Here is a 13615-nt window from a genome sequence, read left to right on the forward strand (position 1 = left end):
TGTGATTGAGCAATGAGTTGCGGCTACATCACGACTTTGTCCGGCCACTGGCCGTACTCTCGTAATATGAACCTTATATACAAATGACGCAAGTTCTCAATAGTTGAGATCCAAAAATAGCGCCGGGAATAGCGATGTGTTCGGACCCTGTCATCTACCTCCCGGCGGGGGCAGGTCGAGTTCCACCGGAATCATGGAGCTGGGGTCCGGCCGGCGTAAGCAAGGAGGGCGCGGTCCACGGCGCGGGGGTCGCTGCCGTCCAGGCGGGCAAGCACGTGGCCGTCGGGCCGCACAAGGATGGCTTCGTCCCCGCTAACGCCATAAGCAGCCGCCCATTCAGCCTCGGCAGCAACGAAGTCCCCCAAGTGCCCGAACGTCACCAAGCTGTATGGAATGCCGTGGATCCCTGCACGCCGCGCTGCCTCCCGTGCAGGCTCCGAACCGGAGCGCGCAAGGATAGTCAGTTCACGTCCGAACAAGTCAAGCGTTGAGACAGTGCCCTCAGCATTGATCCAAACATGTGGTGCGCGTTCACCCACGGCGGCAGTCGGGGTGAAGGTTCCCACGGGCCAGCCGGCATCCGGCGATGTGGCTCCGGCAACTGCTCCATGGTCGTAGCGGAATCCGATGTCCAGGCCGGGGTGCACAAAGTTTTCCGGACGGAAGGAGCGCGGGCCTTCATCGGCGTTGCCCACAATGGACCGGAAGTTGCGGACGGCTTCGGCCATGTTGAACACCGCGACGGGCCGCCGCTCCACTTCGTAGGTATCCAGTAGGGCAGGATCCGCCCAGCCTTTGAGGACGGCCGCTAGCTTCCAGGCGACGTTGTGGACGTCCTGAATGCCGGTGTTCTGGTTGAACCCGCCGTAAGGAGGCATGACGTGCACCGCGTCTCCGGCGAGCAGGACCCGGCCGGACTGGTAGCGGTCGGCCACCCACGCGCCCACGGTCCAGGTCCGGGCGTCCATCAACTCCACCGACTCGTCGGGGTCCCCGATCGCGTCCCGTATCTGGGTCGTCCAGTCGATGTCCTCGAAAGGCATCCTGTCCATGACCAGCGGTCGGCCCAGCATCGCCACCCGGTCGGTCGCATCAACAGGAGCGATCACGACAGCCCCAATCGTGTCCGGATTATCAAGATAGATAAAGCTCGACGGATCGCCAGTGCGGCGTTGGATAACAGGCGAACGGAACAGCACGCTCACCGCCGTCTGCAGGTCCTGATCGCCCGTGGTCCCGATCCCCAAGTCAGTGCGTACCTGGCTCGCGGCGCCATCGGCCGCGATCACATACTTCGCGGCGACGTCCTCCGGGCCACTGTCACTGGTTACCGACACGAGGACTTCTGACCCTGTGTCGTTTACCGTCGACACCGTCTTGCCAAACTCGATGCTGACGCTGGCCTGGGCCTGCGCCGCGTCAACGAGGATGGGTTCGAGCACGTCCTGGGAGCACAGCACCACGTCCAGGGTCTCCGGACCGAGGGTGGTGTCCACGGGTCCATTCGCAGTCCCGTTGCTGGTGACCACTGAACGCCACGGCGATACGGCATCGCTTCCCAGCAGGCGGCGTGGTCCGCCGGGAAGCGCGGCTGCCCGCACTTCGTCAGCGAGGCCGAGTTCGCGAAACACCTCCATGGTGCGGCAACTGACCGCCCGGGACCTGGGGTGGCGCGACCGCTCGGTCCGCCGCTCTACCACGAGCGTGTCGACGCCAAACCGTCCCAGGAGGATCGCCGCCGAAAGCCCGACCGGACCGGCTCCGATAATCACGACATCGACACTGCGCCTGGCGGGTCCGTTCGGCTCGTTCACTGGCTCACTCCTGCAAACTCCGTCAGCTCGGGCTCCGTGATGCGGGAGTCCATGTACGTCAGTTGGCCGCACGGCTGCATCCTGGCGCGCAGCACGTCATCGAACGCGGCGCTGACATCAAGGGCCGTCCATGTCTCGCGGGTGAGGGCGGAGTCGACAATGGCTGGGTGAGACAGCAGCATCAGGTCATGCCCGTTCGCAAAGCGGACCACCTGGCCGTTTACTCCCTTGCTGAGGTCGGACAGGAGATACAACACCACTGGAGCGTTAGTGGAAGGCGGCGGCGCGACGGGGTTGCCGCCGAAGAACTTCGTGTACGCCTCGGTCCCTGCCGTCATCATCGGTGTGTCGGCGTGGGGCGCCATGGCGTTGACCCGGATGTCTCCACCTTCGGCGCCGAACTCGGTTGCCCAGGCGAAGGTCAAGGAGGCGATCGCCGCCTTGGCTGCAGCATAGGCGCTCATCATCCGAAGGCCCGCAACCGCGCCCGAGGTCACGTTGACGATCGATCCCCGTCCCTCCATGGCCGCGAGGCCGTGAACTGACATGAAGTAGGTGCCACAGACGTTGATGTCGACGTGGCGGCGAATATGCTCCTGGGTCTCCTGCCCGGCAGTCACCGTCTCCAGGTACCCGGCATTGTTGACCAGGCCGTCCAGCTTCCCGAAGCGTTCCACGGCAGCAGCGACCAGCTGCTGGCAACTGTCCCAATCGGTGACGTCCGCCGCGACGGCTAATGCTTCGCCGCCCTCGCGGTTGATTGACTCGGCCACTGCCTCAGCGCTTTCGGCATTGATGTCGGAGACGACCACGCGGGCGCCTTCCGCTGCGGCCGCGCGTGCATACGCCTCGCCGAGGCCGCGGCCGGCACCGGTGATGAGGACGTGCTTCCCAGCGAGGATTTGATCGCTAGTCATGGAGATGCTCCTTTGCATTCGTAGTCTGGACCGGGGATGCTTTTCCCCAATCCGTGGCATAGCTCGGATCGCGCGGATAGCGGTCACCGAAGTTGGACGTGGGCGGGATGCCGAACAGCTCGGCGACGTCCGCTTCCGGGGCGAGTCGCTGCGCCCCGTCCCAGACGCAAGTCCTCGCGAGCACCTTCCACTCCCCCTCGCGCCGCTCGCACAGATCCCGGTAACGGCCAAACAGCAGGTCGGTAGGGCCGCCGTCGGCCGGCAGGGCCAAGTAGATAAAGGCCGTTTCACGCTTGGCCTGGTTGCCGTTCAGTTCAATGAGCATGTTGGTGACGTAGTGGCTGGCCTTGTGGGAGGACTCCCGCCGCATGGAATACACCCAGTCGCAGAAGTCATGGGACGGGCCCACGAACATGCCATGATCCTCAGTCGCATCAGGCCAGTAGGTGGACTTCATCAGGTCAAGGTCCTTGCGGTCCATGCCCCGGCAATAGCGGATCATGTTCTCGTTCAAATCCTGCTTGGCAACGAGGACCCGCAGTTGCTCCAGTTCGCCGGCCCAGTCCGCGGGGTTGCCGGTGTTCGTCGGAGCCTCCTTCATGGGTTCAAATACTCCAGTCATCTATCAGCTCAGGGACAGGAGCAGTGCCTCGCCCTGCCCGCCTCCACCACAGAGCGCCACCGCGGCCTTGCCCCTTCCGCGGCGCTGGAGTTCGTACACAGCCGAGACGACAACGCGTGCCCCGGAGGCACCGATGGGGTGTCCGAGAGCGATGGCACCGCCGTTGACGTTGACCCTGTCCATCCCGATTCCAAGCTGCGCCGCCGAGTGGAGCGCCACGGAGGCGAACGCTTCATTGATCTCCACGAAGTCCAGCTCCTCCACGGTCCAACCTGCGACTCCGAGGGCCTTCGTAATGGCCTGGGCTGGTTTGTCCGGCAGTGATGTGTCCGGGCCTGCGATCTGTCCATGCGCCCCAAGTACCGCCACGACGTCTAAACCGCGGGCTTCCGCATAGCCGCGCGTGGTCAGGACGATGGCGGCAGCGCCATCAGTGAGCGGCGAGGCGTTGCCTGCCGTCACGGTACCCGCGGGGGAAAACGCCGGCCGGAGCTTGCTGAGGGACTCCTCATTGCTGTCCGGCCGAACACCTTCGTCGCTGCCTGCCAGTTCAGGCGCTCCCCGACGACGCGGCACCTTGACCGGAACTATTTCCGTATCGAAGTACCCTGCGTCCTGGGCTGCTGCTGCCCGCCGGTGGGAGTCTGCAGCGGCCTTGTCCTGCTCGGCCCGCCCGATGCCGAGTAAGTCATTGGCACGATCAGTGTTGAGGCCCATTGACTCGTGGTCGAAGGCATCTGTGAGTCCGTCGCGGGCAAGGGCGTCCGTCAGCACAGCGTCCCCGTACAAGTGCCCGGCGCGTGAACCGGGAAGCAGATGCGGGGCATTGCTCATTGATTCCTGTCCGCCGGCGATGATCACTTCCGCTTCTCCAAGCTGGAGCAGCCGGCTGGCTTCGATGATCGCGCTCAGCCCGGACAGGCACACCTTATTAACGGTGACAGCGTGGGCAGCGAGCGGTATCCCCCCGGCTACTGCTGCCTGCCGTGCAGGGTTCTGGCCAGCCCCTGCCTGGATCACCTGGCCCATGACAACGCAGTCAACAACATCAGCACTGATGCCTGCCCTGTCCAGTGCCGCAGCGATTGCAATGCCGCCCAGTTCGACGGCGGAAACCGTGGCGAGCTGGCCCATCAACCTGCCCTGGGGAGTCCGGGCAGCTCCCACGATGACTACATCTTCCTTACGGTTCACTTCTGCTCCTTGGCCTGCGGCCGACGGTGAATTGTCACGGGTTCAGCTGTAGATGGCCCGATGAAGCCGGACAAGGTAGTCGGCGGTGACTTCCGAATAGTCCGGGAACCGTTCTGTGATGGCGGCAAGCGCGATGTCCCGTCGCTGCGGGAGCCGGGCCTTATCAGCGGCAGCAAGGGCCCCGGGCAACTCCTGGCGCGTAAAGTCGGTGCAATAGCCGGGCGCTCCGGGCTGCTGGCGCCAGGAGTCCGCCACGGAACCGGCGTCGACCGCGTCAAACCCGGTCTCCTCGACGAGGGCCATTGCTACCGCCTTGTCGCGATCGCGATCCGCGGCCACAGGGATGGCAATCCGGTCGGGATCCCCATCTTTTCTTCCATAGGCCTCGAAGGACTCGGCCGTGATGGCGTTCCAGGCCTTCGCAATCGGGCGCCCGAGCTGCTCGGTAATCCAGACACTTTCGACCTGCCCGTCTTCCAGGGCTTCCACCCGCCCATCACGCTGGGGGTAGTAGTTGGACGTATCGATGATGACGGCGTTGGCCGGGAGTTCGGTGATAAGGGTTTTGACCTCGGGCATCCGGCTGAGCGGCATGGACGTGATGAGGACATCGACGTCCCTGACAGCGCTGCTTGCCTCTACTGGTCGGGCTCCCGCTGCCACAATGTCGGAACTGATGGTTTCGGGGCCGCGGGAATTCGCAACCTTAACATCATGGCCTGCCCCGCTCAGTTTGCGGGCGAGTGTCGCGCCTATCGAACCTGCTCCTAGAATGCCAATCTTCATGAGAATCCTTGTTTTGAGTTGAGAGCCAATGTTGGCCGTGACTTTGCCGCTGAGGGACGGTTATGCAGCGTCGCCGTCACCTCGACACATCTGCTGCGTCGGCTGGGAGCACCGCGTCCAGTTCGGGCGCCAAGTACACCATCTGGTCGCGGAACGACTCACTCGCGTTGCGGAATGCCCGCAGCTCGCCGTCCTTCATGAGCGCCTCCCCGCTGTAGGCCCAACTCTCGGGCGTGGGGGCTTCGACCTTCATACGCGGCATGCCGGCAATCGCCACGCGACCGGCTGCGACTCCGGCGATCTCGAACGTTTCTCCGAAAACTGTCGTGTCCTGGTGTGCTAGCCACGTGACGAAAGCAGACACCGAGCTCGCCGGAACATTCGTGCGCATGGCGTCCTTGACGACGGGATTGGGGAAGGCGTCCTCCGTCATCGGTGTCAAGGCAACCGGCATCAGGGTCGTGACTTGAACTCCGACCTCGCGGGCCTCTGCCGCGAGGGTGATACCAAGACCCCAGATCGCGGCCTTGGCAGCGTTGTAAGCCGAGTCCGTCGGCACACCCATGACACCGTTCGACGAGATGTTGATAAGCCGGCCACTGCCTGAGGCAATGAGGTGCGGCATGGCTGCGCGCGAGACTCCGACGACGCCTTTGACGGCCACGTCGAAGATGCGCCACCACGTATCGGCTTCCATCTCCCAGAAGCGGCCGAACGCATTAATTCCGGCGTTGTTCACCACGATGTCGAGCTGCCCATAGGAGTCGAGTGCGGTCTGGACGATGTCAGGCGCCTCGGTGACGACGTTATGGCTGTCCACCACTGCGGTGCCGCCTGCGTTGGCTATTTCGGCCACAGCTTCGGCCGCGTTCGCCGCGTTGACGTCGTTGACGACCACCCGGGCCCCGCGGGAGGCAAGCATCTTTGCGTGCTCGCGGCCCATTCCCTGTCCTGCGCCCGTGACGATTGCCACCCGGCCCTTGAAATCAAGATTAGTCATTTTTCAGTTGCTCCATTTCTTTGAACCGGATGGCAGTGCCACTTACTTTCCGGCCAGCCAGCCGCCGTCGACCGCCAGGGAGATTCCGGTAACCATGCGGGCCTGGTCAGAGCAGAGCCACACAACGGCATCTGCCTGATCCTCGGGTTCGGCCAGCCCGCGCATCGGAATCGCCGACAGAATCCTTTCCCGGAATTCGGGCGGGTTCTGCTCGAAAGCGTTCTTCATCATGGGACTTGTCGTCGATCCGGGTGTGAGGGCGTTGATCCGGATGCCCAGGGGGCCGTAGTCCATCGCCGCGTTCCTCGTGATCCCGACAACGCCGAACTTCGAGGCGGTATACGGGGCGTTGTTGGCGATTCCGACGAGGCCCGCAGCAGAAGCAGTGTTGACGATCGCACCGCCTCCGGTCTTCAGCATCGCGTTGACTTCGTGCTTCAGGCAGTAGAAGGTGCTGTACAGGTTCACCTTCATGACCCGGTCCCAGGTCGCGCTGTCGGTCTCCCCAATTGGTGCGAAGACGCCGTTCATCCCGGCATTGTTGAAAGCGAAGTCCAGCTGCCCGAAGTTCGACACCGTCGCATCGACAAGGGCCTTGACCTGCTCCTCGTCGCTGACATCGCACTGGAAGAAGACAGCCTTCCCACCGGATGCTTCGATGATCTCCACCGTTTCGCGCCCGGCTGCCTCATCAATATCGGACACCACTACGCGCGCGCCGTTCTTTGCGAACGCCAGGGCACCAGCCCGGCCAATGCCCGAGCCCGCGCCGGTGACGAGTCCGGCTTTATCCTTCATCATCAGTTTCTCCTCATTCATTAGTAGCTCTCTCCAACGTGGACGTTGTTGTCATAGTTGCGGCGCGATTCCTGGGGGAGGAACCTGTCCTCGGTTTCACGCACATAGTCGGTCAAGGGACGGCCGAACATTGCGCCCCAGCCGATACTGTCGGGGCCATCGTTCAAGTGGTCGATGTACTCACCGATGGGTGTGGCCTCGCCTGATTCCTTGACCTGCATCAGCAAGTTCCAAACCTCTTTGACCCCGGGCAGCACGAAGGCCACGGGCTGGATCGCCTGGCCGATCTTTGTCATCTCCGCGACGGTCTTGCGTCCGATCAGCGGAACCCCGACGGCGTAGGCTGGCCCGGGAGTCTCCTTCAGCGCGAGTTCGGCCTGCTCCCAGGTATGGAATCCCTCGTAGAAGATGACGTCCGCACCGGTCTCGGCTTTGTAGAGCTGGGCCCGGCGGATAGCCTCGTCCACGCCGCCGCCGGCGGCACCGTAGCCGTCGGTACGGGCAACGATGACGAAGTCGCTGTCCAACTTGTCCCGGGCATCGACGGCGGCGTTCAGTCGTCCGATCGCCTCGGCGTCCGACACCAATTCGATCCCGGCCACACCACCTGATTTCTTGGGTTCCCGCTGATCCTCGATGTGGATTCCGGCGACGCCCGCGTCAATGAACTCAGACACCGTGCGCTGCACGTTGATCGGCGCACCGAAGCCGGTGTCGGCGTCGCAATAGATGGGAATGTCAGCGGCGCGGGCAGTGCGCTTTGCATGCTCAACCACCTCGGTCAGGGTCAGCCATCCCGTGTCGGAGACACCCTGCCACCAGGCAGACATGCCGCCGGAGAGCTGGAAGGCGTCGAAGCCCGCGTGCTGGGCCATCTGTGCATGGAGCGGCAAGGCGCCGAACGGCACCAGTGCCGTTTCGGGACTGTCGAAGACTGCACGCAGTGCCTTGCCGGGTGAGGTCAGGCTCATGACGCGGCCTCGGGGCTGTTGAAACCGACCGTGACCACGACGTAGACGCAGTCCTCGTCGTACGGGTTCTTCCAGGCATGGGGAACCCCGGCCATGACGAGCAGGTCTCCCGGAACGAGGGTGCGCTTCTTCCCGCCGGGGAGTACCAGGTCCACCTTGCCGGAGATGACCACCTCGTAGTCGATGGTGTCGCTCGCATGCATCCCGGCGTCGCCGTCGTCGTCGGTGGCGCTCATGCTTTCGTCCAGGGTCGCAGCGTCCACCTCGCCCGAAGAGTGCGCGGGGAAGCTGCTGATACCGAAGGTGGATCCATTGGGTCCCGCAAGGGCGACCTTGCTTGGCGGGGCACCGAAGTTCGTTTTGCTGTGGCCTCCGTCCACGGCCCAGTAAAAGGCACCTGCTGCCACGCCGGGGAAGTCGAATTCGGCGGCCGGGCCGACGTCGAGGAAGTCGGCTTCGCCGGACTCGTTCGGTCCCGCGACGACGAGTTGGAATTTCTTGGGATCAGGAAAAGTCATCTGGTTCACTCCTTTCTGTTGGACGCTTTAGTCGTCAGGCGCGCAGGCCCGCCTCGCGCATCAGCGGGAAGACCTGCTCGTTCAGCCGGTCGAGGCCCTCGTCATAGTCGACGAGGCCGGTGCAGATGCCGGTGATGCCCGAGGCCTGCAACTTCTGCAGCTCCTCGACGACCATTTCGGGGGTGCCCGTGATCGGCATGAGCGCCGCGCGGCCAAAGGCCCTCACGGACTCGTCACGCTTGTAGTCCTCGGACTGCTTGTACTCATCCCAGTTGAAGCTCTGGGTGCCGCTGCGGATGATTTCGCGGTAGCGAAGTGCGCTCTCCCAGTCGGTGTTCTCTGTCACGTAGTCGGCGTAGGCGCGTGCTTCCTTCTCGGTGTCCTTGACGATGATGTGCGCGCCCGCCCACAGGCCGAGGTCCTCGCGACCGGCCGCGTCTGCTTTCTGCCGGATTTTCGGCGTGAGCTCGCCGCTGTGCTCGACGCTTGCCACCGATGCGAACAAGACGTTTGCGTGCTTGAACGCGAACTCCTGACCTGCGGGGCTTGAACCGGCGCTCATCACCATCGGGCGCGGGGACTGCACGGGCTTCGGGTGAGCCTGCGCACCCTTCAGATTGAAGAACTTGCCGTCGAAGTCGAACTCCTGCTCCTCATTCGCCCACAGGCGCTCGGCGATCTCAATCCACTCGTCGGCGAGCTCGTAGCGCACGTCGTGCTCGGGGAGCTCCACGCCGAAAATGTCGTATTCAGGCTTGAAGTAACCCGCGGTGACGTTGAGCCCCATGCGGCCGCCGCTGATGTGGTCAATGGTGGTCACCATCTTCGCGCCCATCACGGGGTTGATGAACTGCACGTTGCAGGTGGCGATGATCTGGATGTTCTGTGTCACTGCGGCGAGTCCTGCCGCCCAGGTGAACGTCTCGAACTGACGGCCCCAGGGCCGGTCGGGACCGGCGAGCCCCTGCCAGCGCGCGATTGGGATGAATCCGTCCACTCCGTACCGGTCCGCTTTCTGCGCGAGATGCTGCACTTCGCCCCAGTTGCCAAGCTTGATCGAGTTCTCCGCGAAGTTCAGGCCGCCCTGCCCCGTGGACACGTTCGCGCCGAAGATCGCGACCTTGAAAGCGTTGTCGCCTCCGACCATCGGGCCTTTGTCCCGCTCGACTGTGTAATCCGCGACGAAGTCGCGATCAACGGGATGGTCAGTGGAAGTTTCGTTAGATGCGATGCTCATAATCGCCGTCCTTTCGGGAAGATGAAAATTGGATGTCGAACGGGTTCGATTTCTTATGACCGGCAGGGTCACCGTGAGATCTCGGATGCATCCCCAAGGGTGTGCCAGCGCCGGTTGTGGTAGACCAGCGGGTCTGCGGGCGCCGTTTCAGCTGACAGCGCCGGTGACGCCTGGAGCGCCTCGACGGCCACGATGGACGAACCACCGGCGGCCATCGAGTTGATGATCCTGCCCCGGATCCAGGCCCGGGCCTGGACGAAGTAGGGCTCACCGGTCTCCAGGCGCGACCACAGAGAGGTGTCAGCAAAGCGGTCGATCCCGCTGGTGGCGCAGAGCTTGGCAATGTCCACTTGCTCAGCGCCCAGTAAATGCACGACGATGGTGTCCGCGCCGAGAATGGTCGGGGTGCTGGACGAAAATTCCGATGCTGAGAATGCCAGGATCGCAGGTTCGGCACTGGCCGAAATGACGGACGTTGCTGTCAGGCCGACCGGCCCATTGCCCGCATCAGCGGTGATGACAGCGACGCCACCGGGGTGGTTGCGGAATGCCGCCTTGAATTCGTCCGCAGTGATGGCCGGTTCAAGGCTTTGGGTGATGGATAAGCTCACCGGATCTCCTTTGATATCAGTGCGCCGGCTTCACTGCCGGCCCTTGCTCAGGGCTTCAACGTTAGGGGCGCATGTGAGGTAAGCGGCATGGCAAGACATGCCAAAGAGATGGGAAACCGCGTCATGCTCGGGCCACTTGTGAATACATGGCGTGGGATGCAAAGCTGGTGACGTGCTTCACATGCCGGGCCGCCGCGACTCGTCGCACTGACGCCCTGAAACGCTGGAGCGTCTCTTCCTCAACGGTGAAAGGAGGCAGCAGTGAAACTAAGCTCTTATCAGAATCTGCGACTACCCAACTTCAGTGTTCACGGACTATGCGCAGTGTTGAAGGACGCCGACCTTGATTGGCAAACTGCACTCACAAACGCAGAAATCGACCCCGACGCGATTGACCGCCCGGGAGGTACTATTCCTGCGAAGAAGGAGCTGGCCTTCCAACTGGAGTTCGTGGCTCTCACCAAAGGTCGTGTCGACCTCTGGGTGAAGGCCGCACAAGCGTACACACTGGGATCCTTTGGCATTCGCGGATTGGCCCTCGCTACCGCGCCGACCATTGCGGCCTGGGTAGAAGCCGGCAGCTCAACAGACTATGCCCCCGGCCTGATGGAGATTACGCCTCTCCGGACGTTGGACGGCACGGTAACCGGTATGGAGTACACCTACCCCGATACCCCTGCAGAGCTCATCCCGTTCAGCGTCTACCGTGACTTCTGCGTTATCGCCCGAACTTTCACCTGGATGTTCGGCGGCCCTTTCCCCTTCACCCGGATCGAGTTCCCTCTCGCAGAGGCCTCCCCTGAAATTATCCCCTTCGTCCCTTGCGCCATCGACTGCGGATCCGACGCGCTGCGGCTCTGGTGGGCTCCGGAAACATCGGCACACGAGCTCCCCTTCGGTAACACCTTCCAACACGAAGCCTGGCTCAAGGCGGATCACCAGATTCTTGACAATCTCAGGGCAACCGGCGACTGGCCCGACACTGTCATAAAGACCATCAGGGCCGCGCCGGAGCTGAACCGCAAACTGGCGAATGTGGCTGCAACACTGCGCGTCTCCCCCCGCACCCTGCAACGCAAGCTCGAACTCACCGGAGACGACTTCGCCCAGCTCCGGGACAAAGCCCTGCGTGACCTCGCTGCCGACCTGCTCTCGAAAACGGATCACTCTGTCGCACGGATATCCCGCACTCTGGGCTACACAGATCCAACAAGCTTTACCATCGCCTTCAAACGGTGGAATGGGATGCCACCGACGGCGTACAGGGAAGCGTCCCGCTACAAGAACAACGCGAGATCCAAGGCTTAGTCGCCCTCGCTGTTCATGGCGTCTGCGGCCCGTATCAGGGCAAGGTGGGAGAAGGCTTGCGGGAAGTTTCCCGCCATCCGTTTGTCGTTCATGGAGTACTCTTCGCTGAGCAGGCCGAGGTCATTGGAAAGTCCCACCAGGGCGCCCATTAAGTGTTTGGCGTCTTCCCGCCTGCCCGAGCGTGCGTACTGTTCCACGAGCCAGAAGGAGCAGGCAAGGAAGGGATGCTCCCCCGGCGCCAATCCGTCGACGCCGGTCTCGGTGCGGTAGCGCATCAGCAGGCCCTCAGCGGTGAGTAGCTCTTTCTCCAACTGGGCGACTGTTCCCAGCATCCGCTCATCGTCGTAGGCGAGGAAGCCAACCTGCGGCAGGACCAGAAGGGCTGCGTCCGTCTCCTCACCGCCGTATGTCTGGGTGAAGGAGTTGAGGCTTTGGTTGAATCCGAGATCCGCTATTTCTGCGGCCAGGCGGTCCCGATGCCGCTCCCACTGGTCGAGCGGCCCGGGCAGTCCGTGGTCCCGAACAGCCCGTACTCCGCTGTCATAGGCTGCCCACATCATGACCCGGGAGTGCGTGAAATACTGCGGTGCGCCCCGCATCTCCCACAACCCCAGGTCTTTGTCTTCGAAGTGTTTGTCCACTGAGCCAAGCAGGGCGCGCTGCAGGGCCCACGAGAAATGGTCCTCCTTGCCCCCGGCGAGACGAAGCCTCTCAAGTACCACCATCACCTCCCCCACAACGTCTGCCTGATGCTGGAAGACGGCCGCGTTTCCGATTCGAACGGGTTTGGCGTCCTGATAGCCAGGCAGATGCGGGAGTTCCTTTTCCGTCAGGTCGCGCTCGCCCCCCACGCCGTACATTATTTGCAGATCTTCCGGATCACCCGCGAGCGCACGCAGGAGCCAGTTGCGCCACTTCAGGGCCTCGGATTCGTAGCCGTGAGTCAACATGGCTTCGAGTGTCAACGATGCGTCCCGCAGCCAACAGTAGCGGTAGTCCCAGTTGCGGGGTCCGCCAAACTCCTCGGGCAGGGAAGTGGTGGGAGCAGCGACAATGCCGCCCGTCTCATAGTGGGTTAGAGCACGCAAGACCAGAAGTGAACGTTTGACCGCACTCTGATAGGGCCCCTCGTAGCGGCAATTACCCGCCCACATGGTCCAGTAGTGGATTGCGTCGTCCAGGGCTGCGTCGATGTTGATGGCCGGCGGCACGTCCTGGTAGGAAGGGAACCATGTCAGGTGGAAGTCCACATTCCGTCCCTGCTGAACCGTGAACTCCCCCGCGTGCCGGTGGTCTTCGGCCTGTGGAAGAGGGGTGCCCCGCAAAGACAGAGCGTCCGGACCGGACATCGCAAGAAGTATTTCCGCACCGGGGTCTATGCTGTCGCGGATCCTGCTCACCCAAGGCAGGACGGTGGCGTACTGGGGCCGAATCCTTATCTCGTGACGCATTGGGACTGTCCCGCTGAGTCCGGTGACCCGCCGGACCAGTGATGGCTGGGAGCCCCCTACCGGCATAAAGTCCGTTACCAGGACCTTGCCCGAATTGGTCTGCCACGTTGTTTGGAGAACGAACGTCGAATCCATATAGTGACGATCCACCACAACGGCCTCCGTGGGAGCCGGGGCTAACATCCACCGGCCGTGGTCTTCACGCCCGAGCAGGGAGGCAAAGACCGAGGGCGAGTCGAAACGCGGGAAGCAGAGCCAGTCCACACTGCCCTGCCGGGAAACAAGGGGTCCGGTGTGGAGATCCGAAAGCAGCGCATAATCCTCAATCGGGGCAGCCATGCTTCACTCAACCACAAGATGAAAGATCCCCATAGGCCTTGCGGCTCTG

General features: G+C 62.9%; 13 protein-coding genes. 1 reads left to right on the plus strand and 12 read right to left on the minus strand.

All coding sequences use genetic code 11. From position 1 onward, the window contains the following. Window positions 1-191 precede the first annotated feature (191 nt). From LQ144_RS00090 to LQ144_RS00140, 11 genes are all read right to left on the minus strand, one after another. Window positions 192-1814 (minus strand): FAD-dependent monooxygenase, encoded by a 1623-nt coding sequence (locus LQ144_RS00090; protein WP_230116538.1) that lies wholly within the window; start codon window positions 1812-1814, stop codon window positions 192-194. After that, entirely contained in the window at window positions 1811-2731 is a 921-nt protein-coding gene (locus tag LQ144_RS00095; protein WP_230116539.1) for an SDR family NAD(P)-dependent oxidoreductase, read from the minus strand. The genes LQ144_RS00090 and LQ144_RS00095 overlap by 4 nt, the downstream gene beginning before the upstream one ends. Beyond that, complete coding sequence (locus LQ144_RS00100) at window positions 2724-3332, minus strand: nuclear transport factor 2 family protein (RefSeq protein WP_230116540.1); 609 nt, start codon at window positions 3330-3332, stop codon at window positions 2724-2726. Before LQ144_RS00100 ends, LQ144_RS00095 begins: the two co-directional genes overlap by 8 nt. 24 nt (window positions 3333-3356) lie before the next feature. Continuing rightward, window positions 3357-4547 (minus strand): acetyl-CoA C-acetyltransferase, encoded by a 1191-nt coding sequence (locus tag LQ144_RS00105; protein ID WP_230116541.1) that lies wholly within the window; start codon window positions 4545-4547, stop codon window positions 3357-3359. Between the two features lie 42 nt (window positions 4548-4589). Then, the gene (locus tag LQ144_RS00110; RefSeq protein ID WP_230116542.1) at window positions 4590-5333 is read right to left on the minus strand and encodes an NAD(P)-binding domain-containing protein; all 744 of its coding nucleotides are present in this window, start codon (window positions 5331-5333) and stop codon (window positions 4590-4592) included. Between the two features lie 76 nt (window positions 5334-5409). Then, entirely contained in the window at window positions 5410-6333 is a 924-nt protein-coding gene (locus LQ144_RS00115) for an SDR family NAD(P)-dependent oxidoreductase (protein ID WP_230116543.1), read from the minus strand. Window positions 6334-6375: 42 nt separating this feature from the next. Then, the gene (locus LQ144_RS00120) at window positions 6376-7134 is read right to left on the minus strand and encodes a glucose 1-dehydrogenase (RefSeq protein WP_230116544.1); all 759 of its coding nucleotides are present in this window, start codon (window positions 7132-7134) and stop codon (window positions 6376-6378) included. A 17-nt stretch (window positions 7135-7151) separates the two neighbouring features. After that, the gene (locus tag LQ144_RS00125; protein WP_230116545.1) at window positions 7152-8102 is read right to left on the minus strand and encodes an isocitrate lyase/PEP mutase family protein; all 951 of its coding nucleotides are present in this window, start codon (window positions 8100-8102) and stop codon (window positions 7152-7154) included. Beyond that, complete coding sequence (locus LQ144_RS00130) at window positions 8099-8620, minus strand: cupin domain-containing protein (RefSeq protein WP_230116546.1); 522 nt, start codon at window positions 8618-8620, stop codon at window positions 8099-8101. The genes LQ144_RS00125 and LQ144_RS00130 overlap by 4 nt, the downstream gene beginning before the upstream one ends. Window positions 8621-8654: 34 nt before the next feature. Then, window positions 8655-9857 carry an LLM class flavin-dependent oxidoreductase gene (locus LQ144_RS00135; protein ID WP_230116547.1) on the minus strand — a complete coding sequence of 401 codons (1203 nt, stop codon included), beginning with the start codon at window positions 9855-9857 and terminating at the stop codon, window positions 8655-8657. Window positions 9858-9925: 68 nt separating this feature from the next. Next, entirely contained in the window at window positions 9926-10468 is a 543-nt protein-coding gene (locus tag LQ144_RS00140) for a flavin reductase family protein (protein WP_230116548.1), read from the minus strand. Between the two features lie 324 nt (window positions 10469-10792). Between LQ144_RS00140 and LQ144_RS00145 the strand changes: the two genes are divergently transcribed. Further along, window positions 10793-11776: an AraC family transcriptional regulator gene (locus LQ144_RS00145; RefSeq protein WP_230116549.1), complete on the plus strand. Its 984-nt coding sequence runs from the start codon at window positions 10793-10795 to the stop codon at window positions 11774-11776. Here LQ144_RS00145 and LQ144_RS00150 read toward each other — a convergent pair. Next, window positions 11773-13566 (minus strand): glycoside hydrolase family 15 protein, encoded by a 1794-nt coding sequence (locus LQ144_RS00150; protein WP_230116550.1) that lies wholly within the window; start codon window positions 13564-13566, stop codon window positions 11773-11775. The two genes, LQ144_RS00145 and LQ144_RS00150, sit on opposite strands and share 4 nt — an antisense overlap. Between the last annotated feature and the right edge of the window lie 49 nt (window positions 13567-13615).

Origin of the sequence: Arthrobacter sp. Bi83 (genome assembly GCF_918698095.1) — a bacterium.
In the GTDB taxonomy this organism is placed as follows: Bacteria; Actinomycetota; Actinomycetes; order Actinomycetales; family Micrococcaceae; genus Arthrobacter.